23 protein-coding genes and 1 tRNA gene are annotated in these 24010 nt (G+C 71.0%); 10 read left to right on the top strand and 14 right to left on the bottom strand.

What is annotated here, in order from left to right; genetic code table 11:
- Nucleotides 1–14 precede the first annotated feature (14 nt).
- Entirely contained in the window at nt 15–1682 is a 1668-nt protein-coding gene (locus tag OM513_RS06870; RefSeq protein WP_264943408.1) for a hypothetical protein, read from the bottom strand.
- A 349-nt stretch (nt 1683–2031) separates the two neighbouring features.
- On the opposite strand from OM513_RS06870, the gene OM513_RS06865 reads away from it, so the two are divergent.
- From OM513_RS06865 to OM513_RS06855, 3 genes are all read left to right on the top strand, one after another.
- Complete coding sequence (locus OM513_RS06865) at nt 2032–2802, top strand: CsgG/HfaB family protein (RefSeq protein WP_264943407.1); 771 nt, start codon at nt 2032–2034, stop codon at nt 2800–2802.
- 118 nt (nt 2803–2920) lie between these two features.
- Nucleotides 2921–4228, top strand: a complete 1308-nt coding sequence (locus OM513_RS06860) for an FAD-dependent oxidoreductase (protein WP_264943406.1) — start codon at nt 2921–2923, stop codon at nt 4226–4228.
- A gap of 159 nt (nt 4229–4387) precedes the next feature.
- A tRNA-Pro gene (locus OM513_RS06855) sits at nt 4388–4464 on the top strand.
- Nucleotides 4465–4540: 76 nt separating this feature from the next.
- Here OM513_RS06855 and OM513_RS06850 read toward each other — a convergent pair.
- The 3 genes from OM513_RS06850 to OM513_RS06840 are packed head-to-tail and all read right to left on the bottom strand — an operon-like array spanning nt 4541 to nt 6974.
- Complete coding sequence (locus OM513_RS06850; protein ID WP_264943405.1) at nt 4541–5419, bottom strand: type II secretion system minor pseudopilin; 879 nt, start codon at nt 5417–5419, stop codon at nt 4541–4543.
- Nucleotides 5416–5979: a type II secretion system protein GspJ gene (locus tag OM513_RS06845; RefSeq protein WP_264943404.1), complete on the bottom strand. Its 564-nt coding sequence runs from the start codon at nt 5977–5979 to the stop codon at nt 5416–5418. Before OM513_RS06845 ends, OM513_RS06850 begins: the two co-directional genes overlap by 4 nt.
- A complete protein-coding gene (locus tag OM513_RS06840) occupies nt 5976–6974 on the bottom strand; it encodes an ABC transporter substrate-binding protein (RefSeq protein ID WP_264943403.1) in 999 nt (332 codons plus the stop codon). The genes OM513_RS06845 and OM513_RS06840 overlap by 4 nt, the downstream gene beginning before the upstream one ends.
- Nucleotides 6975–7123: 149 nt before the next feature.
- Here OM513_RS06840 and OM513_RS06835 point away from each other — a divergent pair, with 149 nt between their 5' ends.
- The gene (locus OM513_RS06835) at nt 7124–7741 is read left to right on the top strand and encodes a hypothetical protein (RefSeq protein ID WP_264943402.1); all 618 of its coding nucleotides are present in this window, start codon (nt 7124–7126) and stop codon (nt 7739–7741) included.
- Between the two features lie 12 nt (nt 7742–7753).
- On the opposite strand, the gene gspF is transcribed toward OM513_RS06835, so the two are convergent.
- Genes gspF through gspL form a run of 4 tightly spaced genes read right to left on the bottom strand, consistent with a single transcriptional unit; the run spans nt 7754 to nt 12062 of the window.
- A complete protein-coding gene (gene gspF, locus OM513_RS06830) occupies nt 7754–8971 on the bottom strand; it encodes a type II secretion system inner membrane protein GspF (protein ID WP_264943401.1) in 1218 nt (405 codons plus the stop codon).
- 33 nt (nt 8972–9004) lie between these two features.
- Entirely contained in the window at nt 9005–10486 is a 1482-nt protein-coding gene (gspE, locus tag OM513_RS06825) for a type II secretion system ATPase GspE (RefSeq protein WP_264943400.1), read from the bottom strand.
- Nucleotides 10483–10986, bottom strand: a complete 504-nt coding sequence (locus OM513_RS06820) for a type II secretion system protein M (protein WP_264943399.1) — start codon at nt 10984–10986, stop codon at nt 10483–10485. Before OM513_RS06820 ends, gspE begins: the two co-directional genes overlap by 4 nt.
- A complete protein-coding gene (gene gspL, locus OM513_RS06815) occupies nt 10983–12062 on the bottom strand; it encodes a type II secretion system protein GspL (protein ID WP_264943540.1) in 1080 nt (359 codons plus the stop codon). The genes OM513_RS06820 and gspL overlap by 4 nt, the downstream gene beginning before the upstream one ends.
- 63 nt (nt 12063–12125) lie before the next feature.
- Between gspL and gspG the strand changes: the two genes are divergently transcribed.
- Genes gspG through gspD form a run of 5 tightly spaced genes read left to right on the top strand, consistent with a single transcriptional unit; the run spans nt 12126 to nt 16355 of the window.
- Nucleotides 12126–12584, top strand: a complete 459-nt coding sequence (gene gspG, locus OM513_RS06810) for a type II secretion system major pseudopilin GspG (RefSeq protein ID WP_406701367.1) — start codon at nt 12126–12128, stop codon at nt 12582–12584.
- A 6-nt stretch (nt 12585–12590) separates the two neighbouring features.
- Entirely contained in the window at nt 12591–13061 is a 471-nt protein-coding gene (locus OM513_RS06805) for a prepilin-type N-terminal cleavage/methylation domain-containing protein (protein ID WP_264943398.1), read from the top strand.
- Nucleotides 13058–13447, top strand: a complete 390-nt coding sequence (gspI, locus tag OM513_RS06800) for a type II secretion system minor pseudopilin GspI (protein ID WP_264943397.1) — start codon at nt 13058–13060, stop codon at nt 13445–13447. The genes OM513_RS06805 and gspI overlap by 4 nt, the downstream gene beginning before the upstream one ends.
- Nucleotides 13447–14253, top strand: a complete 807-nt coding sequence (locus OM513_RS06795; RefSeq protein WP_264943396.1) for a type II secretion system protein N — start codon at nt 13447–13449, stop codon at nt 14251–14253. Before gspI ends, OM513_RS06795 begins: the two co-directional genes overlap by 1 nt.
- A 56-nt stretch (nt 14254–14309) precedes the next feature.
- Nucleotides 14310–16355, top strand: a complete 2046-nt coding sequence (gene gspD, locus OM513_RS06790; RefSeq protein ID WP_264943395.1) for a type II secretion system secretin GspD — start codon at nt 14310–14312, stop codon at nt 16353–16355.
- A 25-nt stretch (nt 16356–16380) separates the two neighbouring features.
- Here the strand turns inward: gspD and OM513_RS06785 are convergent, their stop codons facing one another.
- The 3 genes from OM513_RS06785 to OM513_RS06775 are packed head-to-tail and all read right to left on the bottom strand — an operon-like array spanning nt 16381 to nt 17785.
- Nucleotides 16381–16809, bottom strand: a complete 429-nt coding sequence (locus tag OM513_RS06785) for a hypothetical protein (RefSeq protein WP_264943394.1) — start codon at nt 16807–16809, stop codon at nt 16381–16383.
- The gene (locus OM513_RS06780) at nt 16806–17252 is read right to left on the bottom strand and encodes a hypothetical protein (protein WP_264943393.1); all 447 of its coding nucleotides are present in this window, start codon (nt 17250–17252) and stop codon (nt 16806–16808) included. The genes OM513_RS06785 and OM513_RS06780 overlap by 4 nt, the downstream gene beginning before the upstream one ends.
- Entirely contained in the window at nt 17249–17785 is a 537-nt protein-coding gene (locus tag OM513_RS06775; protein WP_264943392.1) for a hypothetical protein, read from the bottom strand. The genes OM513_RS06780 and OM513_RS06775 overlap by 4 nt, the downstream gene beginning before the upstream one ends.
- Nucleotides 17786–17981: 196 nt before the next feature.
- Here OM513_RS06775 and OM513_RS06770 point away from each other — a divergent pair, with 196 nt between their 5' ends.
- On the top strand, nt 17982–20480 hold the full coding sequence (locus OM513_RS06770; protein WP_264943391.1) for a PhoX family protein: 2499 nt from the start codon (nt 17982–17984) through the stop codon (nt 20478–20480).
- 144 nt (nt 20481–20624) lie between these two features.
- On the opposite strand, the gene OM513_RS06765 is transcribed toward OM513_RS06770, so the two are convergent.
- From OM513_RS06765 to OM513_RS06755, 3 genes are all read right to left on the bottom strand, one after another.
- Nucleotides 20625–21014, bottom strand: a complete 390-nt coding sequence (locus tag OM513_RS06765) for a hypothetical protein (protein WP_264943390.1) — start codon at nt 21012–21014, stop codon at nt 20625–20627.
- A 95-nt stretch (nt 21015–21109) separates the two neighbouring features.
- Nucleotides 21110–22417, bottom strand: a complete 1308-nt coding sequence (locus tag OM513_RS06760) for an amidohydrolase family protein (RefSeq protein ID WP_264943389.1) — start codon at nt 22415–22417, stop codon at nt 21110–21112.
- Complete coding sequence (locus OM513_RS06755; protein WP_380916274.1) at nt 22417–23841, bottom strand: amidohydrolase; 1425 nt, start codon at nt 23839–23841, stop codon at nt 22417–22419. Before OM513_RS06755 ends, OM513_RS06760 begins: the two co-directional genes overlap by 1 nt.
- Nucleotides 23842–24010 lie beyond the last annotated feature (169 nt).

Here is a 24010-nt window from a genome sequence, read left to right as displayed (position 1 = left end):
CGCCGAAACCGCCGTCAGCAGCACCAGTTCTGCTTGCCCCGGTTCCAGTCCTCCATGTTCCGGTAGTATTCGCGCTTGCGATCTCGGATGAAGGTGTCGGTGCTCTCGCGCGCCGACTTGACGATCGCGTCGCCCCAGGCAGCCCAGTTGGGCGTGGCATAGATGTCGCGCGGCGCCGCAGGGACCGGCGCCGCATACCGGCCGCGCTTCTCCCAATAGGCAAATTCCGCCTTGCTGATCAGCCCGGGATCGCCGCCCGTGCTGCGCGCATAGTTGAAGAAGGCGTCGCTCGCGATCGGACAATTGGCCAGCATATAGTTGACCGTCTTCGCGCCGCGCAGTTCGCCGCCCGGCGACCATTCGCAGATCCTGCCCGAAGACAGCAGCCATTGGTGGCGATCCTCCAGTTCCTTGTTCGATCGCTGGGTGGCGGCGAGGCGATCGCGCTCGCGCTGGGCCGCGAAATTGCGCCGCGCCGCCTCTCGATCGGCGGCCAGATTGCCGAGCGCATCGCGCGCGTTGACGCCGGTCGATCCGGCCGGGTCAGCCGACGACTTGCCCAGGGTCTGCGCGTCGATGATCCGCCAGAGCGGATCGCCCGCCGCACGCACGGCGAAGACGTCCACCCAACGCTGGGTATCGTCGCTTCCGCTGCGCTCGATATGGCGTGCCAGGCCGGTGTAGACGGGCAGCGTGCCCGCCCGCGCGAGTACGGACTGGAGCGTGCCCAGCCCCGGCCGGACGCGCAGCCCCTGCGGCGTCTCCTCGACGATCGCCCAGCCTTGGGTCGTCGAGCCGGACCAGGGATGCGTATCCAGCCGCAGCGGAAACACGCCGATCGCGCCCGCGGGCAGCGGCAGCGGCTCTCCGCCAGGCCCGATCGGCTGATAGAGCTTGCCATAGGGCAACACCGCATGATCGCCGGTGAGGATAGCCGACAGATAGTCGACGGCGAGCACGGGATAATCATAGCGGCCGTTCCGCCGCCACTGCCACAGGGTCCTTCCCTGTTCCGGGGAAATGGTTTCCCAGCGCTCGATGGCGCCGATGGCGGGCGAAACCGGCTCCCCGCGCATGTTGAGGACGCGGCTGAGCGCCGTGCCGTCGGGCGCGGTGAAGTTCGCGATCAGCGTACCCTTCACCTGATACAGCCAGCTCGCATCGGCGGGCCAGCCCTTGCCGCCCAGATTGGCGATGCGGGCGGGATTGGCCAGATCGCCCAGGATCAGAGCGACCTCGTTCGGGCGGGCCGCATCGCCCCAGGCGAAGGGCGTGCGCATACCGTTCCAGTCGAAGGTCGAGAGCTGAGCCCAGGAGAGCGCCTCCTTCCGCTCGCCCTTGCCGATCTCGTACAGATGATAGGGGAAGCCGCGCCAATCCTGCAGGCTGCGGGCCTTGTCGGGGCGCTGCACCGCGGCCAGGGTCCGGGTCAGCACGGTTACGCTGTGATATTGGGCGGGGATCAACAGCTTGCCGCTGGCGTCGGCAAGCCCGGCCCAGGCCCGGCCCTGGCTGGTGCAACTGATCCGGACATAGGCCTCCCGAAAGCGGGTACCGTCGGGCAATTGAAAGCTCTCGCCGAGCAGCGGCTTCCTGGCGCTGCCGAGATCGCATTTCTGCGCCGCAGCCGGCGTGCCGCACACACCGATAAGGATCGCGGCAACGGCCAGAAATACGCGCATGAAACCCTCGCCTGAAACTATCCGAAATGGTGTCGCGGCCCGAAGCAGCGCCAGGCATGGACCCGCCACGCCGATATGCCGGATAAGCGGCCGGATACCCGGGAGGTGACGGATTTCGCGCATGCCGGCGGTCATATCCGGCGGGTTAGCAGGAGCAGCCCGGGTTGTGGAAGGGGCGCAAGACATGCCCGCTTGCGGTGCCGCCGCTCCACCCCCCTCATCCGCCCCATTGTTCCGCCGCCGTCACCTCTGCTAGGCTGGGCGGCGATCATGGCTGCGCGGGAGTCGGGCTGGCCCCCTGTCCTGCCCCTCGCGCCCTGTTCCGCGTGTTTCGATTGGGGAGAGAATGATGCGTAAACTGATGCTCGCCACCGCGGCCGCAGTGCTTTCACTGTCGGTCGCCGCCGTTCCGGCGCAGGCGCAGTCGATGTCCTCCGGCAAGCAGAATAAGGACGGCACCACCAAGGGCGCTTCCTCCGGCCGCAAGGCGCAGGAGAAGAAGCAGGCCACCATGCCGCATTGTACCCGCGTGCTGGGCACGATCGCCATGGTCGAGCCGGAAAAGCAGTGGTGGCGTGAACTGAACCTGGGTTCGCCCGAGGCGATCCTGAAGGTGTTCGTGCAGGAATCGGGCTGCTTCACGCTGGTGAACCGCGGCCGCGCGATGCAGAGCCGCGCGATGGAGCGTGCGCTGGCCGAGAGCGGCGAGCTGCAGAAGGGCTCGAACATGGGCAAGGGCCAGGTGCGCGCCGCCGATTACCTGCTGGAGCCGGACATCGTCTCCTCCAACAAGAACTCCGGCGGCTTCAACCTGGGCGGCATCGCCGGCGGCCTGTTCGGCGGCACCGTGGGCGCGATCGCCGGCGGCATCAACGTGAAGAAGAAGGAAGCCAACGTCACCCTCTCGATGGTCGATACGCGCACCACCGAAGAATATGTGGTCGAAGGCTATGCGCGGAAGACCGACATCGGCTTCGGCGGCGGCGGCGGTGCCGGCTGGTGGGGCGGCCTGGCCGCGGCCGGCGGCTCCAGCTACCAGAACACCGACATCGGCCAGGTGCTCGTGCTGGCCTATCTCGACGCCTATACGAAGCTGGTCCAGCGCCTCGGCGGGATCTGATGCGGACGGCGGGGCTGCCCATGGCGGCCCCGCCCTCCCATCGAATGCACCTTCCCGCGGGGGGCCTTGCCCCGCGCCGCGCCTTCGCTACCATCGGCGCAAACGCCGGGAGAGGGCGATGCGCCATATCGCAGTGATCGGTTCCGGCCCCGCCGGCTATTACACCGCCGAAGCCTGTCAGAAGACCTTCGGCGAAGACGTGCGCGTCGACGTGATCGACCGGCTGCCCGTCCCCTATGGCCTGATCCGCACCGGAGTCGCGCCGGACCACCAGTCGATCAAGGGCGTGTCGCGCCGCTACGAGGCGGTGGCGCTCAGCGAGAATGTGCGCTTCGTCGGCAACGTCACGGTGGGCGAAGACCTGACCGTGGACGAGCTGCGCGGCCTCTATGACGCGGTGGTGCTGGCGACAGGCGCACCGCTCGATCGCCCGCTGGAGGTGCCAGGCGCGGACCTGCCGGGCGTGGTGGGGTCCGCCGCCTTCGTCGGCTGGTACAACGGCCATCCCGATTTCGCCGGGCTCGATCCCTTGCTCCATGGCCCGGGCGCGGTGGTGATCGGCAACGGAAACGTCGCGCTCGACGTGGCGCGCATCCTGGCGAAGACCGAGGGGGAGTTCCGCGGATCCGACATCGTCCGCCACGCGCTGGAAACGCTCCAGCAGGCTCGAATCGAGACGATCACCATCCTGGGCCGCCGCGGGCCGCACCAGATCGCGATGACGCCCAAGGAGCTGGGCGAACTCGGCGAGCTCCAGCGCGCCCAGCCGATCGTCGATCCCGCCGACATGCCCGAGGAGCTGGACGATGCGATGCTGGAGCCCGGCCAGCGCAAATCGGTGACGCACCTGCGCGCCTTCGCCGCCGCGCCCAGCGATCCGCGCAAGAACGTCCACATCATCTTCGATTTCTTCGCCATGCCCGTCGCGATCGAGGGCGAGGGCAAGGTGGAGCGCGTGATCGTGGAGCGCACCGCGCTCGACGCCTCCGGCCGCGCCAGCGGCACGGGCGAGACCTATGCCATCCCGGCCAGCTTGGTGGTGAGCTGCATCGGCTATCGCACCCCGCCGATCCCCGGCGTGCCCTATGACGAGACGGCGGGCCGCTTCGCCAATGACGAGGGGCGCGTGCTGCCGGGGCTCTACGCGGTCGGCTGGGCGCGGCGCGGGCCGACCGGCACGATCGGCACCAACAGGCCCGACGGCATCGGCATCGTCGAGAAGATCGCCGCCGACATCGGCTCCGGCAGCGGGAAGCAGGGCCGCCCGGCGCTCGACGCGCTGCTGGCGGCGCGGGGCGTGGAGGTGGTCACCTTCCGCGACTGGCAGAAGATCGAGGCGGCCGAGGTCGCCGCCGCGCGCGAGGGCTCCCCGCGCGAGAAGTTCACCAGCGTCGCGGCCGCGCTGGGCGTGGCACGGGGCGGCTGAGGCGCCGCCGCGGCCGCCCCGCCCCCCTGACGCCCGCCGATCGCGATTTCTTGCGGAAAACCACGCCCCAAGCCGCTTGCGCACCCGCAATCGCCCCGTTATAGGCGCCGCTCCAAGCTAGACCGGTCCGCCCCCGAAGGCATCAGGACCGGGCTCCGTCGGGGAGTAGCTCAGCCTGGTAGAGCACTGTCTTCGGGAGGCAGGGGCCGGAGGTTCGAATCCTCTCTCCCCGACCATTTCCGCCTGCGCGGATCAGCATTTCGGACGCCCGCATGGGGTTTTCCGGCTGCTTCGCGCGGCCTTTACGGCTGCTCAGCGTTTCGCGGGATAATCCGGCGCCTCGCGCGGGATCGCGGCGTTGCGCCAGCGGGCTACCGGCAGCGCGAGCGGACGCCCGTCGCCATCGAAGCCCCGGCGGATCAGCGTGGCGAGCTGCTGGCTGGTGCCGCCGATCGTCGCGCGCGTGCGCACCCAGAAGGTGGTCGAGCGGAACGAGGTGCCCCAGGGGATGGTGACGTTCGCGTCGGTCAGATCCTTGGCGGTCAGGAAGCCCTGCCGCGCACGCAGCGCCGCCAGCCGCCGCGCCACGGCGGGATCGCGGAACAGGATCGCCAGCATCGCCTCGTCCGCGGCGTTCAGGTTCACGCTGGTATTGCCGGGCAGCGCGGTGACCAGCGGCTCGATCCGCGCCAGCACCACCGGATCGAGCCCCAGCAGGCGCAGCGGGCGCAGGTCGGTGACTGGCCCCTTCAGCCGCACGAAGGCGATGATCGCCTCGATGTCCTTGTCGTCGATGCCCACCTCGCGCGCCATCGTCTGGAACAGCACCAGCGCGCCCGCCTCCCCCGATCGCAGCGAGTTGACATTGAAGCGCCCCTCCGCGTCGGCGATGGCCAGGTCGAAGGTGCCGCCCTCGATCGCCGCGCCGCGTTCGGACAGCTCGGCCCATGGCTCGCGCGCATGATCCTGCCCCGGCGCCTGCTCCAGATCGCGGCGCAGCGCCACCTCGGCCGATAGCTCGCCGCCGCGCGCCACCGCCAGCGCGCGCGCCGCCTCGCGCATGCGCAGGCCCCGATCGAGCGCCAGCTCCTCGCGCGTGATCAGCAGCAGCACCAGTCCGCTGGCGATCGCGACGAACATCAGCACGTTGATCAGGATCATGCCCTGCTCGTCGTCGCGCGGCGCCCTCATCGCGGGCCTCCGGCGTTCGGACCGGCCAGGTCCTCGGCGCGCGACGGGAGCACGACGACCCGGCGCAGCAGCCCCTCGGGCGTCCGCATCTCCAGCGCGATGGCGCGCGGGCGGCGATCGGCCTCCTCCGCGCTCGCGGGCCATTTCTCCACCCAGCCGGAATCGCCGCGAAAGCGCCAGCGCGCCTCGCTCGCGCCGTCCAGCAGCGGCTGGGGCATCAGCCCGGCCTGGCGCACCAGCGCGCCGCCTGCGAGCAGATAGCGCACCTCCAGCGGCGGCCCTCCTGCACCAGGCGCGGAGCGAGTGAAGCTGAGCGCCGGCCCCTCCCCCGCCACCCGGCCCGCGGCGATCTGATCCAGGTCCGATGTCACAACCGCCACGGTGCGCTGGAACGCGGCGAGCCGGTCCAGCTTCGCCTCGGTGCCGCCCTGCACGCGCAGGATGCCGTCCACCATCGCCAGCCCCGCCACCGCGATCAGCGCGAACAGGCCGAGCGATATGATCAGCTCGATCAGCGTGAAGCCCTGTTCGCCCCCGCTCCCGGGCGGGCCGTTCCTCACGCGCCAGAGCTCACCGCGACGGGCCGGTATCCCTCGGCGCCCGCCATCACGATCGCGAAATCGCGCGCCACGCTGCCATCGGTGCGGAAGCGAACGGGGCCGGTAACGCATTGGAAGCCCTTGCTCGCCAGCAGCCCGTCGGCGCTGAGGCTGTTCGACGCGCGCAGCGCGTTGGCGATGCCGGCGGCGTCATAGGCCAGCGCCGCGATCGCGCCGGGGGCGCCGCCGTTGCGCGCGGCGAACTCGCTGGCGAAGGTGCCGAAGGCGGCGGGATCGGGGCTGGCCAGCCATGCGCCGTCGAGCGCGGCGAGCGCGTCCGGCCGGTGATCCAGCGCCTGGAGCGTGCCGAGCAACTGCACGCCCGAATCCTTGAGGCCGCGCGCCACCGCCAGCACCGGCTCGCCCGATCCGGGCAGCAGCACCGCATCCGGCGCGGCATCGCCACCCGGCAGGGCCTCGGTCAACGGCTGGACGTGGATGCGGATACCCAGCTCGGCTTCCATCCGGCCCGCGGCGAGCGCGGCCGCGGCGGACCATGGGCTGCCGTCATCGAGCACCGCGACGCTGCGCACGCCCCGGCCGCGGGCATAGCGCAGCACCGCGCTGGTCACCTGCCCGGCGGTGATGCCGAAGATGAAGGTGCCCGGCTGGCGCAGCACGGCATCGTTGGAAAAGGCGATGACGGGCACCCGCCCGGCGATGGTGGAGGAAACCGCGGGCACCTCCTCCGCCAGCAGCGGGCCGAGCAGCATCGCGGGCTTGATCTTGAGCGCAGCCGTGGCCGCTGCCGCGGCGCCGGCCGCTGTCCCCTGGGTATCGAATACGCGCACATAGGCGCTGTTTTCCGCGAGCAAGGCGGCCTGGCGCATGCTAATGCCCAGCCGCGCCCGCGCGCCGCTGAGCGGAACCAGCAGGGCGACCGGGCGCTTGTCCTTCTTCTCGGTGCCCGCAGCCAGAGCCAGCGAGGGAACGCCCAATGCCGCCGATGCGATCACCCCGGACCGCGCAAGCCGCAGCAACTGACGGCGATTCAGGTTCGGCTGGGGCATCGGCGACTCGGGATTCACGGGATCGGGCGCGGGGGCGTCTTATCCGCTTCGGGCTGCTGGGCATAGCCTCCTATGCCGTCGCGCTGATCGTCACCATGCCGGCGGGCGTCGTGTTCAAGAATCATCCGTGGCGCAGCGGCGTATCGGGGACGGTGTGGAGCGGCTCGGTGGGCGTGAACGGCATGGCGGCGCTGCACTGGCAATGGGCGCCGCTCCGCTCGATCGCCGGGCTGGGCTTCGCGGCGGACTGGCAGGCGGAGGGGCCGGGGATGGCGCTGGCCGGCCGCGCGCTGGCCGGGCCGGGCAGCGTCGCCTTCGACAAGGTGGAGGGAACGGCCAACGCCGCGCTGCTCGATGTGGTGCAGCCGGGCCTGCCCTTCGCCTGCGACCTGGCCGGACAGCTGAGCTTCGATCGCGTGGTCGCGCGCGGCGCTGAACGGATGCTGTCGGGCCGCGCGCTGAGCGAGCCGGGATCGTGCCGGGCGCGCGCGGGCGGAGCCGCCACCGCCATGCCCGCGCTGGTGCTGACCGCCGAGAAGACCGGCGCCGAATCGCGCATCCGCGTGGCCCCCGCCGCCCAGCGGCTGAAGACGCTGATCGACGCACGGCTGAAGGAGAACGGCACGCTGGCGGTGACCGTCACCGACGAGGGCGCCCGTGCCATGCCCTTCCTGGGCGCGCGCGGCGGCACCACGATCGAAGGGCGGATGTAGGGCGGCGGGCCCCTACACGCCCACCAGGCTGTTCAGGTTGATGATCGGCAGCAGGATCGACAGCACCATGGTGAGCACCAGCCCGCCCATGATCAGCAGCACCAGCGGCTCCACCAGCGCCACCAGCGCGGTCACCAGCACATCCAGTTCGCGCTGAAGCTCGTCGGCGGCGCGGCCCAGCGCGGGGGCCAGCTTGCCGCTCGATTCGCCGCTGGCGACGATCGCGACCAGCATCGATGGGAACACCGCCGCCTCGGTCATGGCGGTGCGCAGGCTGGCGCCTTCGCGCACGCGCTGCGCCACGCCCAGCGCGCGTTCGCGGACATAATGGTTGGGCGTCACCGCCGCTGCGGCGTGGAGCGCATCGACCAGCGGCACCGCGCTCTCCACCAGCGTCGCCAGGCTACCCGCGAAGCGCGCCGAGTTATACTGGCGGCTGAACCGGCGGATCGGCCGGCGCTCGGCAAAGAAACGGTGCAGCCTCAGCCGGTTGGCGGGCACCCGCACCCAACGGCCGAAGCCCGCCGCGCCCAGCAGCAGCGCCAGCAGCAGCCACAGCCCCCAATCGCGCAGGAACCCGCTGACCGCGATCAGCGCGCGTGTGAGCAGCGGCAGCTCCGCCCCGCGCGAGACGAACACCTTGACGATGTCCGGCACCACATAGACCAGCAGCAGCGCCATCATCCCGAAGCTCGCGACCGCCAGCAGCGCCGGATAGAGCAGCGCGAGCTGGAGCTTCTGGCTGTTCGCCTGCCGCGTCTCGACGAAGGCGGCGAGGTGGTTGAGCACATGGCTGAGCTTACCCGAAGCCTCCCCGGCCGCCACCGAGGCGCGGTAGAATTCGGGAAAGGCGCGCGGATGATTGCCCAGCGCCGCGGCAAAGCCGCGCCCGTCCAGGATCGCGCCGCGCACCTCCAGCAGAAGCGTGGATACCGCCGCCTGTTCGGACTGGGTGGCGACGAGGCGCAGCGCCTCCTCCACCGGAATGTCGGAGCCGACCAGCGTCGCGATCTGGCGCGTCACGGTGGCGAGCTGGCGCGCGCTGATGCCGCGGCGCAGGAAGGGCAGGCCGATGGCCCCGCCCCGCCGCTCGCCCGCAGGCTCGACCGACAGCGGCAGCAGCGCCTGATCGCGCAGCATCGCCCGCGCGGCGGCGGGGCTCGACGCCTCGATCACACCCTTGCGCGTGGCGCCTCCCCTGTCGGCGGCCTTATAGGCGAAGGCGGGCATCAGACCCTCCCGGAACGCACGAAGACCGGCAGGCTATTCGGCATCGCGCACCACCCGGGCGACCTCCTCGACGGTGGTCAGCCCGGCGCGGATCTTCTCCACGCCGTCTTCGAGCAGCCCCGGCCCCGCCTCGCGCGCGGCATTCTCCAGCACGGCTTCGGACGCGCCTTCATGGACGAGCTGCTGGAAGGCGTCGTCCACCGCCACCACCTCATAGACCCCGGCGCGGCCCTTATAGCCTTCGCCGTGACAGGCCGGGCATCCCGCCGCGCGGCAGATCGCGTTGCCGGGGCGCAGCACGCCGCCCAGCAGCATCGCATCGGCCATGCTCGCCACATCCTCGCGCCGGCATTCGGGGCACAGCCGCCGCACCAGCCGCTGCGCCACCAGCCCCACCAGCATCGGCGCGAGCAGATAGCGCTCCACCCCCATGTCGATCAGCCGCGTCACCGATCCCACCGCGCTGTTGGTGTGCAGCGTGGAGAGCACGAAATGGCCCGTCATCGCGGAACGCACCGCCACCTCGGCGGTCTCCTGGTCGCGGATCTCGCCGACCATGATCACGTCGGGGTCCTGGCGCAGGATGGCGCGCAGGCCGCGCGCGAAGGTCAGGTCGGTGCGCGGGTTCACCTGGGTCTGGCCGATACCGGCAAGCTCATATTCGATGGGATCTTCCACCGTCATGATGTTGCGCTTGCGATCGTTCAGCCGGTTGAGCGCGGCATAGAGCGTGGTCGTCTTGCCCGAACCGGTCGGGCCGGTGACGAGCAGCAGGCCGTGCGGACGCTCCAGCAGGCGGCCGAACAGCTCGCGGTCACGCTCGCTCATCCCCAGCGCGGAAAGATCGAGCCGCATCGATCCCTTTTCCAGCAGGCGCATCACCACGCGCTCGCCATGCTGGGTGGGGATGGTCGAGACGCGGGCGTCGACATCGTGCCCGCCGATGCGCAGCGTGACGCGGCCGTCCTGCGGCACGCGCTTCTCCGCGATGTCCAGCTTGGCCATCACCTTGATGCGGCTGACCAGCAACGGCGCCAGCGCGCGCGGCGGCTCCACCATGTCGCGCAGCACGCCATCGACGCGGAAGCGGACCACCAGCCGCTTCTCCTGCGTCTCGACATGCACGTCCGACGCGCCCTCCTTCACGGCTTCCAGCAGGATCGCGTTGATCAGGCGGATGACCGGCGCATCGTCGCGCGTGTCGAGCAGGTCGTCCACGCCCGCCACGCCCTCGGCCAGCGCGGCCAGATCGATATCGCCCAGGTCCATGTCCGCGGCGGCGCCGCCGGCATAGGATTCGCCCAGCGCGCGATCGAATTCGGCATCGGCCACCGCCACGAAGCGCGCGCCCGGCGCGATCCGCTGCACCTCCAGCATGGCATCGAGCGGCAGACCGGCGCGGTGGATGCATTCGACCACGCCCCCCGCCCCGGCGCGCAGCAGCACGCCGTTGCGCCGCGCATAGCCATAGGGAAGCTGCGGCGCGGCCTCCGCGATCGGGGCGGCCTCGTTCATGGCGCGAACTCCACGCTGGCCGAAACGCGGCCCGCGGCGGGCCTGCGCTGGACCGACACCTTGGTGACGCGCAACGGCTGGGTGGCGCCCACCTCGGCGATCCAGGCCATCACCGCGTCATAGCCCGCGTCGGCCACGGTGGCGCGCGCACCGCTGCCCAGCGGCTCCACGGTGGCGACCACGCCATGGGCGCTCGCGATCGCCGTCACCGCCTGAACCGGCGCGCCGCTGACAGGTGCCGTGCCGCCGGGCTGGCCGGGCGTCAGCTTGCCGGCGGCGCGGATGCGCGCGCTCAGCGTCTCATAGGTGCGGATATCCTCGAACGCTTGCGCGCGCGCCGAAAGCACTGGGCGTACCGCGCCGAACCACAGCAGCAGCGCGAGCAGGATCGCGCCGAGCACGCCCAGCATCACGCGCTCGCGCGGGGATCGCTCCGCCCACCATGCGGCGAATCGGGCGGCGGCGGCGCTGAGCGCGGGCGGGGTGGTGAAGCGGCTCATGCGCCGGCCGCCGTCACGCGGACCGCGCCGCCGGTCTCCGCCACCTCTGCCTTCACCCCGGCCGAGGCGAAAGCGGCGCGCAGCCGCGCGGCCAGATCGGCCGGCGCGGGCGCCGCGAAATCGAGCGTCAGCCGGTTGTCGGCGAACTGCATCGCGCTGAGGCTGACCGGCCCCAGCGGGGCCATCGCCGCGAACACCCGGTCGGCCAGCGGCAGGAACGTCTGCTGCGCTCCCCCCGCCCCGCCGCCGCGCGGCAGCATCGCCGCCACCGACGCCGCCAGATCGTCGCCGAGCGGGGCGCCGGGCGCCGCCAGCGCGGCGAGCGTGCGCGTCTCCGCCTCGCGCCGGTCCGCGATCACGCCCAGCGCGATCGTGTCGGCGACCAGGATCGCGGCATGCGCGGCAAGGCCGATCCCCGCCACCCAGGCGACGCGCCTGCCGATCGAGGATACCGGCCGCCGCGCGGCATAGGCGCCCTGCCGCAGATCGAGCGTGATCGCGGCCAGCGCCAGATGCTCCGGCCCGGGATCGAAGGGGTTGAACGCCGTCTGCATGTCATCGGGCAGACGATCGCCCATCGCGTTGATTCGCGGGCGGCCCGCCGCCTCCCATGCGGTGCGCAGCAGCGATTCGGGGCAGGCGAAACCGGTGCCGTCGTCGCGCATCACGGTGGCGCGGCCCGCGGCGAGCCGCACGTTCCACCCGCCTCCGGACGCGGGCGGCATCAAAAGCGCATCGGGCACCAGCGCCGCTTCGCCCGCGCCCGCCGCCTCCAGCCCGGCGATCCAGCCGCGCATCACCTCATGCCGCACCACGCCCGCCAGATAGCGGTCCCCGCCCAGCGGGGCGCCCAGGGCGAGGTGGACCGATTCGAGCGGCTCGGCGATTCGCTCCTCGATCGCGAAGGGCAGCGCCGCGATCCGCTTCGCCGCGCTCTTCAGCGGAAGCTCCACCGAAAGCAGCGTTACCTGCTCGCTGGGCACCAGCGCGATTGCGGGACCCGGCCCAGCGGCTATGATCACGCCGCCGGCGGAGGCCGACCAAAGGCCGCTGGCGCGCGAATCGCGTGCGCCAATTGCCGATCCGGCTGTAACATTGCTTTCATGGACGGAACGCATGGGTCAGCGATGCGCACAGGTTTGAGACAATTCAAGGACAGCGTGACATTGCGCGTCCACAAGAGCAAGCGGCACGGGCACGGCGAGGCCGGGCTGACGCTGATCGAGATGCTGATCGTGCTGGTCATCATCGGCATCGTCGCCACGCTGGTGGTGGTCAATGTGATCGACCGGCCGGACGAGGCGCGCGTCACCGCGACCAAGAGCGACATCAAAACGCTCCGCACCGCGCTCTCGATGTACCGGCTCGACAATGGCGACTATCCCACCGCCGAGCAGGGTCTGAACGCGCTGTACGCCGCCCCCACCCCGGCCCCGCCCGCCTGGCGGGCCTATGTGCAGGACGCGCCGAAGGACAAATGGGGCCGCGATTACGTCTATGCGCGGCAGGGCGGCGGCTACACGATCACCTCGCTGGGCCGCGACGGCAAGCCGGGCGGCGAGGGTTCCGACGCGGACATCGTCGAGCAGGGCCAGTAACGGCCGGTGCCGGGGGGCCGCGCCATCCGCCGCGATGAAGCGGGCCTCACGCTGGTCGAGATGCTGGTGGTGCTGGCGATCATCGGCGTGATCTCCGGCGCGGCGGTGCTGGGCATCGGCGCCGCCACCCGCGCGCCGACCGCGGAGGCCGAGGCCCACCGGCTCGCCACCCAGCTCCAGGCCGCGGGCGATGACGCGATGCTGGGCGACCGGCTGATCGCGTTCACCGTCGCCGAGGACGGCTATGGCTTCGCCGATGTGGCGGACGGCAAGCTCACCCAGCGCACGCGCGGCCCGCTCGGCTTCCACCGGCTGCCCGCGGGCATGGTGATGACGCTGGACGCCAAGCCGCCCGTGATGCTGGGTGCGGACGGATCGGGCCAGCCGGTGACCGCCACGATCGAGGCGGGCGGCCAGACCTGGCGCGTCGCCTTCGACGGCATCACGGCAACCGCCAGCGCGGTGCCCGCGTCATGAGGTCGCCCTCCCCCTCCGCGCCGCCGCCCGCGCAGGGCGATTCGGGCTTCTCGCTGATCGAGGCGCTGGTGGCGCTGGCGGTGCTGGCCATCGCCACGGTGGGCCTGATGCGCGCGGTGGAATCGCACGTCGATTCGACGCGCGGGCTGGAACTGCGCCAGACGGCGATGTGGGTCGCCGAGAACCGCATGGCCGAGCTGGAGCTGGGCGAGGCCGGCGAGCCCGCGTCTCAGGTGGAGATGCTGGGCCGCCAATGGCGCGTCGAGGTGGCCCGCGACCGCACCGACGATCCGGAGATCGAGCGCGTGCGCATCCGTGTGTTCGGCACCGGGGATCAGGCGCCGCTTGCATCGCTCGACGGCTTCGTCGACGGAAGGCGCACATGATGCCGCTCCCGAAACTCTCGCCGCGCCAGGCCGGACTGGCGGTCACGCTGTTCACCGCTGCGGTGGTGGTATCGGTGGCGGTGGCGCTCGCCGGGCTTACCTGGCGGATCGCGGGCCATGCCGGAACCGGGCCGGTGCCGCCCGCCATGGTGGCCAAGGGCGGCGGCGCTGCGGCAGGCCCCGGCCCCTCCGTGAACACCGCCCCGTTCGGCAAGGCGGCGGACGGCGGCGCATCCCAGCCCACCGCGCTGCCGCTGGTACTCCATGGCATCGTCGCGGCCGATCCGCAGAGCCTGTCCGCCGCCTTCATCGCGGTGAACGGCCAGCCACCCGCCCCCTTTTCAATCGGCCAGAATGTCGCGGGCGCCACGATCCAGTCGATCCTTCGCGACCGGGTGATCCTCAGCAACGGCGGCCGCGCCGAATATCTGGCGTTCCCCGATCCGGCGCAGCAGCCCCCCGCCGGGGCTGGTGCGGCGCCCGCCGCGCCAGCGCCGGGAACGCCCAACGCGCCGCCCGCCCCCGCGCCTGCGCCTGTGATCAAGGCAGCCCCGGCCGCCGCCGATCCGGTAGGCCCGCTGCTCCAGCGGCTGGGCGCGACGCGCGCCGATGGCGGCTTCCGCATCAATTCCGCCGCGGTGCCCGGACTGGAGCCCGGCGACGTCATCCTTTCCGTGAACGGCACGCCGCTCAGCGATCCCACCGCCGCGGGCGCCGCCTTCTCGGCCGCGCAATCGGCGGGATCGGCGACGGTCCAGGTCGCGCGCGGCGGCAATCGCCTCACCATCACGATCCCGCTCAGGTAGAAGAGACGCCAGTGCAACCGATTCGCTCCTCGATAGCCCTGGCCGCGCTGCTCGCGATGGCCGTAGAGCCCATGCTGCTCGCCGCCTCTGCGCTGGCGCAGGAGGCCGCGCAATCGGCCGATGTCGTCATCAACATGCGCGGCGTGGAGATCGCCGACGTGGCCGATCAGGTCTCGCGCATCACCGGGCGCACGCTGATCCTGGACCCGCAGGTGAAGGGGCCGGTGACGGTCACCTCCTCCACCCCGCTGACGCCGGGCGGCGTATGGGAGCTGTTCCTATCCGTGCTGCGCGCCAACGGCTGGGCGGCGGTACGTTCGGGCCGCACCTGGCGCGTGGTGCCCGCCGCCAACGCGGTGCGCGAAGGCGGCGTCCCCTCGCGCGGGGCGGCGGGGCAGCAGCTCACGACGCGGATGGTGCGCCTGGCCAACGTGCCTGCGGCCGAGGTTGCGCGCGTCGTCCGTCCGCTGGTGGCCACCTTCGGCAGCGTCGAGCCGCTGACCAATCCCAACGCTATCGTCATCACCGACTATGCCGACAATGTCGCCCGGATCGAGGCGATCGCCCGCCAGCTCGATGGCGGCGGCGGCACCAGCTTCGCGGCGATCACGCTGCGCAACGGCAACGCCCCTGATGTGGCCCAGGCGCTTCAAAACGTCCTGTCGGACGGCACGGCGGGCGGCGGCAGCGTCCGGGTGGCTGCGGACGTGCGCAGCAACACCGTTATCGTGCGCGGCATGCCCGCCGCCGTCGCGGAGGCGCGCAAGATCGCGGCCACGCTGGATCAGCCCGGCGGCGCCACCCCGATCACGCGGATGTTCCGCCTGAACTATGCCGACGCCGAATCGGTGACCGAGGTGCTGCGCGGCGTGCTGGGCCAGTCGGACGGCGCCAGCAATCCGGTCGCGCGCTCGCTCGCGCCGGGCGGAAGCCGCCTGTCGCAGTTCAATCGCAGCTCCGGCTCCTCCTCGCCGATCTCGACATTGGCCGCCAGCAACGCGCTCGCCAACCAGGCGGCGCAGTCCGGCGCGGTGCAGGCGCTGGGGGGCGCAGCCCCGGCGGCGGCGTCCGGCACGCCTGCCGCCGCGCCGCAGGGCTTCTCCACGCCCGAGCTGAACATCCAGCCCGCCCCGGAGCTCAACGCCATCGTCGTGCGCGGAACCCCCGCCGCGATCGCAGGCCTGGAGCCGCTGATCGCCGATCTGGACGTGCGCCGCCCCCAGGTGATGATCGAGGCCGCCATCGCCGAGATCACCGGCGACGACGCGGAACAGCTCGGCGTCCAGCTCGGCACCTCGGGCGCGGTGCTCGACGCGGTAGAGGGCGCGGGAACCTCCTTCTCCAACGCCGGCCCGTCGCTGGGCCAGATCCTGAGCGCGCTGGACGTGCCCGCCGGAGCGATCCTGGGCGAAGGGCTGAGCGCGAACATCGCGTTCGGCGACAATTTCTCCATCCTCGTCCAGGCGCTGGGCGTTTCCACCAAGGCGAACCTGCTGTCCTCGCCGCAGGTCACGGTGCTGGACAATATGCCGGCCGAGATCGTGGTGGGCCAGAACGTGCCGTTCGTCACCGGATCGATTCTGACCGACACCAATTCGGCGACGCCCTATACGACGATCGAGCGCAAGGACGTGGGCATCACGCTGCGCATCATCCCGCGCATCAACGCGGGCGAGGTCGTGCGGCTGGAGGTGGTGCAGGAGGCTTCGTCGATCGCCACCGGCCTGACGGTCAGCGCTTCGGACCTGATCACCAACCGGCGCAGCATCGCCACCACCGTTCTGGCCGACAACGGCCAGACAATCGTGCTGGGCGGCCTGGTCTCCGACGATTATATGGAGGCCAAGCGCCAGGTGCCGATCGTGGGCGACATCCCGATCGTCGGCGAGCTGTTCAAGAGCCGCCGCGAGACGCGCAACAAGCGCACGCTGTTCATCTTCCTGAAGCCGACGATCCTGCGATCGCCGGAGGATGCCGCCGCGGTCGCCAAGTCCAAATACGCCCGGCTGCGTTCCGACGAACTGGACCTGGGCAAGTCCGGCGGGCTGCTGCTCAAGCCGCCCACGCCGCGGCTGACGGTGGAGATCGACGGAATCTACTGAGCGGCGCGGGGTAGCCCGAGCCGCCCTATTCGCCTTCGGGCAGCGCCACGCGCACGCGCTCGCTGCCGCGCGTGAAGAAGGCCGCGTCGATCGCCAGGCTCTCCAGCTTCCAGCCGTCGACACTCTCGCCCACCGCCAGGTTGCGCGTCGATCCGTCGGCGGTGCGCACCATCGCCACCGCGTCCTGATCCAGCCGCCCGGCAATGCCCACCAGCGCCGGAGCATCGGCGGGCGCCTCGCCGGCCGCGCCCTCGCCCGCAGGCGCTCCGGCGAACAGCGGGCGCTGATAGACCAACGCAAGTTCCGGCCCGGCGGTGACCGTCAACGGCCCGGCGGGGGCCGCGGGCGCCTTTGCGGGCGCTCCGCCCGCGCCGGGGAGCAGCAACAGCACCGGCATCGCCACCGCCGCCAGCCCCGCCGCGCCCAGCGCCGCCATCTCGCGCCGCGTGATCATTGCCGCACCGCCACGGCCTCGGCCGTCAGCCGCAATCCGCCCTCGATCGGATCGATCCGCCATGCGGCCAGCCGCACCAGCGGCGGCTCGCGCTCCAGCGAATCGGCGAGCGCCAGCACCGCCTTCTCCGGCCCGGAAAGCCGCAACCGGACGCGGGCGAGCGCCCCCTGAACCGGCAGTTCCGCCGCTTCCTCCACCAGCACGCCGCCGTCCTTGGCCCGCGCGCGCACCCGCGCCACCAGCGCCGCCGCCTCACCGGTCACCAGGCCGGGCGCCACCAGAGCAGGCTGCGGACCCGCGGGAACGGCCGCGTCCGCCGCAGCCTTGGCCCGATCGGCCCGTGCGCGCGAAAGATCGCCCAGCGCGCCGCCCGTGGCGGGCGCGAGCAGCAGCGCGAGCAGCAGGCCCGCGCCCGCCCCCACGGCCAGCGGCGGCACCTTCATTGCGCCAGCTCCTTCAGCGAGACGATCATCATCGTATCGGCCTGGCGCTGGCCCGCATCGCGCAGCCCGGCGAGCAGCGGCTCAGCACGGATCGCGGCCCGCAGCGCATCCGGATCGGGCGCGGCGACATCGGCCTCGATCCGGCCGTCCGCGCCGCGCGCGATGAACTGGACCCGCGCCTCCGGCGGCAGCGCCTTGGCCAGCGCCTCCAGCGTGGCGCCGGCCCCCGCACGGCGGACGAGCGCGGCCAGCACCCGCCGGTCGCGCGCCGCCGCATCGCGCGCGGCGATACGGGGCGCCGCCGCCTCCGTCATCCGCCGGGCATCCGCACGCGCGGCCCCAGCCATCAGCTTGGCGCCCGCGATCGTTACCAGCGGCCCCGCGGCGATCAGTGCTGCGAGCGCGCCCGCCACGATCCAGTCGCGCCTGCCGGGCGGCGGTGCGGCCTCGCCGTGGGCCAGCATCGCCCGTGCCGCGGCGGCGATCCGGCCGGCAAGGCTGTGGCTGGGGGAATCGTTCGGGGGCGCATCCATCGCCGCGCCCCCTAGCGCGCGGCGGGCCGCTAGGCAAAGCCGCGCGTCCTTTGGCGTCCCGCTCATCAAACTGCCGCGAAACAGTCTCCGTCGCGAAACAGGAATCGCATCAGCAAGTCACCCCCCCCTCCCACGGAGAGCGCGTCCGGGCGCGGCGTTCGCGCGGCGGCTTCGATTCGATTGACAGGGGAACCCGATGAGCAATTCCAGCGATATCCAGTTCGGCTACACCGACGGCGACGTCGATACCAACCTCACCGCAGGCCCGACCCTCAACGATCTGGTCGCCCAGCGCTATTCGCGCCGTCAGACGCTGCGCAGCGGCGCGGTTGCCACCGCCGCGGCGGTGTTCGGCGGATCCATGCTCGCCGGGTGCGACAACAGCGCGCTGCCGGCCGATCCGGCCCCTGCGATGTCGGTCGGCCAGGCAGGAACCGCGCGCGCCGGCAACGTGGTGACGCTCACCGCAACCGCCTATGACAACGGCACGATCACCGGCTACAGCTATTCGCAGCTCTCAGGCCCGGCGGTCACGCTGGTCAACGCGGGCACCGCGGAGTGCAACTTCATCGCCCCGGCCGTTTCCGCCGCCACCCCGCTGGTGTTCCGCACCTCGGTAACCGACGATTCGGGGAACGTCGTGACCGTCGACACCACGGTCACGATCCAGCCGGCGGCGCTCGGCTTCACCGCGGTCGCCAAGAACAAGCTCGACGTGGTCACCGTTCCGGCCGGCTACAAGGTCCAGATCGGCGCGCGCCTGGGCGATCCGATCGCGACCGGCGTGGCTGCCTTCGCCAACGACGGCACCGACGGCAACTACGCGCAGCGCATCGGCGATCATGGCGACGCGCTCTACTGGTACGGCCTCAACACCGCCGGCGGCCGCGACGACAACAGCTCGTTCCGCGGGCTGATCGTGCAGAACCATGAGAACATCAACCAGCAGTACCTGCACCCTGCAGGCCCCACCGCGCCGGGCGGCATCCGTCCCGAGGCGGAGGCGATCAAGGAGATCGAGTGCCACGGCGTCAGCGTCGTCGAATATGTCGAGGGCGCGAACCGCTCCTGGTCCTATGTGCAGAACAGCAGCTTCAACCGCCGCGTGACGCCGAACACGCCGGCCACCTTCTCCGGCCCGGCCGCGGGCAGCGCACTGCTCAAGACCGCCTATTCGACCAACGGCACCGCGGGCCGCGGCACGCTGAACAACTGCGCCAATGGCCACACCGGCTGGGGCACCAACCTGACCTGCGAAGAGAATTGGGCGGGCTATTTCAAGCGCGGCGCCGGCGACAATGCCAACCGCACCGCGCGCGAGGTCACCCAGCTCAACCGCTATGGCATCTCTCAGGGAGCCGCGGGCAGCTATGGCTGGGCCACCGTCGTCCCCGCCGATCCGGCGAACACCAGCTTCCGCCGCTTCGACCTGACCGTGGACACCACCAAGCCGGCCGACGGCACGGGCGACTATCGCTACGAAGCCAACCAGTTCGGCTGGGTGGTCGAGATCGACCCCTATGACCGCACGATCGCCCCGCGCAAGCGCACCGCGCTCGGCCGCATGGGCCATGAAGGCGCATGGCTGAGCAAGACGATCGCCGGCAAGAAGCTGGCCGTCTATCTCGGCGACGACGCGCGCGGCGAATATCTCTACAAGTTCGTCTCGAACGTTGCCTGGAGCGATGCCGACGCCCAGGCCGCGAACCGCATCGCGATCGGCGACAAATATCTGGATGCCGGAACGCTTTACGTCGCGAAGTTCAATGCCGACGGCACCGGCAACTGGCTGCCGCTGGTGTTCGGATCGGTGCCGGATCGCCCCGCGGTGGGCGCCGATCCGGTCTATGTCTTCCAGGACCAGGCCGACATCCTGGCCAACGCGCGCCTGGCGGGCGATGCGCTGGGCGCCACCAAGATGGACCGTCCGGAATGGACCGCCGTCAACCCGGTGAACGGCGAGGTCTATCTGACGCTGACCAACAACAACGCCAGCGTCCGTCCGCTGAACGGCACCGATGCGGCCAACCCGCGCCACTATAACGACCCGAAGGGCGCGACCAACCAGTTCGGCAACCCGAACGGCCACATCATCCGCCTGCGCGAGACCGGCGACGATCCCGCCGCCACCGGCTTCACCTGGGACATCTATCTGTTCGGCGCGGGTTCCGATCTGGATCCGGCCAACATCAACATCTCCGGCCTGACCGCGGACAACGACTTCTCCAGCCCGGACGGCCTGTGGTTCGGCCGTCCCCAGAACGCATCGGGCCTCGTGAAGCCGGTCCTGTGGATCCAGACCGACGACGGCGCCTACACGGACGTCACCAACTGCATGATGCTGGCGGCGATGCCGGGCACCGTCGGCGACGGCGGCGCGCGCACGATCACCAACACCGGATCGGGCGGCGCCACCGCCACCCAGGCGACCCGCGTCGGCGCCCCCGCCACCGCGGCGACGCTGAAGCGCTTCCTGGTCGGCCCGGTCGAGTGCGAGATCACCGGCGTCGATACCACGCCGGACGGCCGCACGCTGTTCGTCGGCATCCAGCATCCGGGCGAGAACGGCACGCCGGCCGCGCCCTCCAGCCACTGGCCGGCCAGCCAGGCGAGCGGCAGCGCCGGCGCCACCGTGCGCCCGCGCTCGGCGATCGCGATCATCACCAAGAATGATGGCGGCGTCGTCGCGCTCTGACGCGCAGCCGGGCTGAAGCAAGAGGGGGCGGCGTCCGCGATCGCGGGCGCCGCCCCTTCCCTTTCCCGGATCGCTTGAACCCCTGAGTATCTGATCCGCCCCGTTCGAAAACGATCCGGATTAGCGGCGCGATGCCGCCGGCGATCAGCGCTGCGGGCGCGAGCGCACATGGGCGATCCCGCCCGGATCGATGCTGATCAGATAATAGTCGCCCGACTTGCACTGGGCGCGCCACACCGGCAGCCCCTCGTAATCGTCCATCCTTTCGGACTTGAGGACGCCCTCGCACGGCAGGTCGAGGTCGATCAGCGCACGCACCAGCGTGATGTTGCGCAGCGAATCGTTCATCGCCAGCACCTTGGCGGTGACGTTGCCCGCCTCCGCGGCGTTGCCGCCGATATCGTTGCCCAGCGCGTTGGCTTCGGCTTCGGCTTCACCGGCGGTGTTGGCGGCCGGCTCCTCGCCGGTGCCGCCGCAGGCGCCAAGCGCCAGGGCCATTGCGCCCATCAGGGCGGCGATCGTCGTCCTTCGCATCTCCGTCTCCTTTCGCCGCCGCCGGGCGGGCCAGAGTTTGTTTGGAAATGCGCGGAAGCGCGCATTTCCGGGCGGTACTAGCCCGCTTCCCCCGGTCAGCGTTCATAGGCCTTGGGCAGCCCATCCTCCTTGGGATCGAGGTAGCGCTGCCGCAACCGGGTCTGGCGGTTCTCCAGCGGCTGCTCGACGCCGTCGATCAGCACCGTCACCGGAGCGGTGGCCAGCTCCAGCGGGTCGCCGTCCCAGATCACCACGTCGCCGTGGCGCCCCGGGCGCAGCGAGCCATAGTCGCCGCCCAGCCCCAGCGCCTCGGCAGGCTTGGAGCTGATCGCGGCGAAGGCCGCGCCCCAATCCAGCCCGCTGGCACCCGGAACGCGCGTCAGCGCCACAAGGTTGCCGGCATATTGCCGCGCCCAGCGCGCCTGGCGGGCATCGTCCTGATTGATCGTGCCGACGCCCACATCGACGCCGGCCGCCTTCATCCGCCCGATGTTCGACTGGGTGGCGGCAAGCTGTTCGAACGTGCCGGGCAGGTCGTTCAGCGCGGTGGCGATCACGGGAACGCCCGCATCGGCGATCTGCTTCGCCACCGTCCAGCCCTCGGTCGCGCCGACGAACACCAGCTTCAGCGACGGCATCTCGCGCTTCAGCTTCAGCAGCACCAGCATGTCCGACGCGCGCTCGACATGCACCAGCAGCGGCATCCGCCCCTCGGCCACCGGCACCAGCGCGGCGGCGTCGAGCCGGGTCAGCATCGCTTCCTTGCCGCGATCGAGGAACCGGCCCGGGTTGCGGGCATATTCGCGCGCCTCGAACAGCGCGTTGCGCAGCATCGCATAGGCCGCCGGGCGGCTGCCGCCCGCAGCACCCGCCCCCGCCTCGCCATATTCCATGAACTGGAAGGCCTGGGCCTTGCTCACCGCATCCATGTCCGCGCCCAGATCGATGATCGCGCCCTGGCCCGCGAAGATCGACCCGGCGGTTTCGGGCGCGACCACCGCGCGGGTGACGCCATCGGTGCGGTTGATCGCGATCGGGCTGGAGCGCGGGTTCACCGCAGGCGCCACGTCGATGGCGGCGTTGAACGGCGAATTGCGCGCGGAGCTGTCGTTGGTGCCTTCCACCGCATCCACCTCGACGATGCCCAGGCGGGTGAAGCCGGCGAAGATGCCCGGCGACACCCATTTGCCGCCCGCATCGATCGTCCGCACGCCCGCGGGCACGGACACCCCCGTGCCCGCCGCGGTGACGCGGCCGTTGCGGATCACCACGGTGCCGCCCTCGACGGGGCCGGAGCCGTCGCCGATGACGAGCTTCGCGTTGACGATCGCCACATCCTGCGCGGCGGCGGGCGCGGCAAGCGCGATTGCCGCCGCGGCGGCGCTGATCAGCAGGTTGCGCATCACTTCACATCCCCCTCGCCCGGCTGGCCGAGCTCGAAATCGGAAACCGGACGCCGCTTGGGGTCCTTGGCGTCGAACATCAGCGCGCCGTCCACCCACACCATCGCGGGGCGGGTGTAGACGCTGAACGGATTGCCGTTCCACAGCACGATATCGGCCATCTTGCCGGGCTTCAGGCTGCCGGTCTTGTCGGCGATGCCCAGCGCCTTGGCGGGGTTGATCGCCAGCCAGGTCCAGGCATGTTCCTCGGTGATCTTGAAGCCCGCGCGCAGCCCCGCCGCGCGCGCCTTCGCAACCTCCTGGTTCAGCCGCTGGATGCCGTTGTCGTCGTCCGAATGGATCATCGCGCAGGCGCCTTCCTGGTCGATGATCGCCAGGTTCTCGTTCACCGCGTCATAGGATTCCATCTTGAAGCCATACCAGTCCGCCCACACGGCGGCGCAGGTGCCGTTGGCCTTCAGCAGATCGGCGATCTTATAGGCCTCCACCGCGTGGTGGAACGCGCTGACATGGTATCCGAACTCCTTGGCCATATCCATGACGATGGCCATCTCGTCGGCACGATAGCAGTGGTTCTGGACCAGGATCTCGCCTTCCAGAACGCCGCGCAGCGTATCCATCTGGATGTCGCGCGCGGGCGGCTCGCCGCCCTTCTCCTCATACCGGTCCCAGCGGCGCTTATATTCCACAGCCTTGGCCCAGGTCGCGCGATCGACGGCGATGTTGCCCATCCGCGTGGCGGGCGAACGGCCCTTGGCGCCATAGACGCGCTTGGGGTTCTCGCCGCACGCCATCTTCAGGCCATAGGGCGCGCCGGGGAACTTCATACCCTGCATCGTGCGGGCATAGACGTTCTTGAGCACCACGGATCGCCCGCCGAACAGGTTGGCGGAGCCCGGCAGGATCTGCAGCGTGGTGACGCCGCCATTGGCCAGCGCGCGGCCGAAGCCCGGGTCCTGCGGCCACACGCTGTGCTCGGCCCAAACCTCGGCGGTGACCGGGCCGGTCATCTCGTTGCCGTCGGAATGCGCCTGCACGCCGGGGCTGGGATAGTCGCCCAGGTGGCTGTGGATGTCGATCACGCCGGGGGTGACATAGGTGCCGCCGCCGTCGATCACCACCGCGCCGGGCTCACCGGTCACGTCCGCGCCCAGCGCGACGATCTTGCCGTCCTTGAAGAAGATCGCGCCCTTGTCGATCCGCCCGCCCTCGCCATCCAGGATGGTGACGTTGGTCAACAGCGTCGGCACGCCGGGATAGGCCTTGTAGGTCGAGGGATAGGGATCGTGGTTATACCCCTTGCCCTTGCCTGGGGCGCTGGCGGCGGGTTCGGCCGATGCGGTCTGCGGCTTGGCGCCGCCGCCGCTGGCGCAGGCGCCCAGCGCGGAGGCGGCCGCTCCGAGGATCAGGATTGTGCGGATCAACTTGCAGCTCCCTGGACAGGTTCCTGGCGCGGATCGCGTCCGCGCCGATGCACCAGTGATCGCGTTACCGTGCCGCTTTGGCAAGGCGCCTCTGCGCGCACCGCCCCGCCGCTCACACGCCGGAAAAATCAGTTTCCATTCGCGCCGCAGCCAGTAAGCTTAGCACGCA

Source organism: Sphingomonas canadensis (assembly GCF_026013525.1).
GTDB lineage: Bacteria > Pseudomonadota > Alphaproteobacteria > Sphingomonadales > Sphingomonadaceae > Sphingomonas > Sphingomonas canadensis.
The sequence above is the reverse complement of the archived record's forward strand: the minus strand, read 5'-3'. Positions and strand labels throughout refer to the sequence as shown.

Coding starts and splice junctions, on each gene's coding strand:
- OM513_RS06870 (WP_264943408.1), bottom strand. CDS start 1,682: ATGCGCGTATTTCTGGCCGTTGCCGCGATCCTTATCGGTGTGTGCGGC.
- OM513_RS06865 (WP_264943407.1), top strand. CDS start 2,032: ATGCGTAAACTGATGCTCGCCACCGCGGCCGCAGTGCTTTCACTGTCG.
- OM513_RS06860 (WP_264943406.1), top strand. CDS start 2,921: ATGCGCCATATCGCAGTGATCGGTTCCGGCCCCGCCGGCTATTACACC.
- OM513_RS06850 (WP_264943405.1), bottom strand. CDS start 5,419: ATGAGGGCGCCGCGCGACGACGAGCAGGGCATGATCCTGATCAACGTG.
- OM513_RS06835 (WP_264943402.1), top strand. CDS start 7,124: ATGCCGGCGGGCGTCGTGTTCAAGAATCATCCGTGGCGCAGCGGCGTA.
- gspF (WP_264943401.1), bottom strand. CDS start 8,971: ATGCCCGCCTTCGCCTATAAGGCCGCCGACAGGGGAGGCGCCACGCGC.
- gspE (WP_264943400.1), bottom strand. CDS start 10,486: ATGAACGAGGCCGCCCCGATCGCGGAGGCCGCGCCGCAGCTTCCCTAT.
- OM513_RS06820 (WP_264943399.1), bottom strand. CDS start 10,986: ATGAGCCGCTTCACCACCCCGCCCGCGCTCAGCGCCGCCGCCGCCCGA.
- gspI (WP_264943397.1), top strand. CDS start 13,058: ATGAGGTCGCCCTCCCCCTCCGCGCCGCCGCCCGCGCAGGGCGATTCG.
- OM513_RS06795 (WP_264943396.1), top strand. CDS start 13,447: ATGCCGCTCCCGAAACTCTCGCCGCGCCAGGCCGGACTGGCGGTCACG.
- gspD (WP_264943395.1), top strand. CDS start 14,310: ATGGCCGTAGAGCCCATGCTGCTCGCCGCCTCTGCGCTGGCGCAGGAG.
- OM513_RS06785 (WP_264943394.1), bottom strand. CDS start 16,809: ATGATCACGCGGCGCGAGATGGCGGCGCTGGGCGCGGCGGGGCTGGCG.
- OM513_RS06780 (WP_264943393.1), bottom strand. CDS start 17,252: ATGAAGGTGCCGCCGCTGGCCGTGGGGGCGGGCGCGGGCCTGCTGCTC.
- OM513_RS06775 (WP_264943392.1), bottom strand. CDS start 17,785: ATGGATGCGCCCCCGAACGATTCCCCCAGCCACAGCCTTGCCGGCCGG.
- OM513_RS06770 (WP_264943391.1), top strand. CDS start 17,982: ATGAGCAATTCCAGCGATATCCAGTTCGGCTACACCGACGGCGACGTC.
- OM513_RS06765 (WP_264943390.1), bottom strand. CDS start 21,014: ATGCGAAGGACGACGATCGCCGCCCTGATGGGCGCAATGGCCCTGGCG.
- OM513_RS06760 (WP_264943389.1), bottom strand. CDS start 22,417: ATGCGCAACCTGCTGATCAGCGCCGCCGCGGCGGCAATCGCGCTTGCC.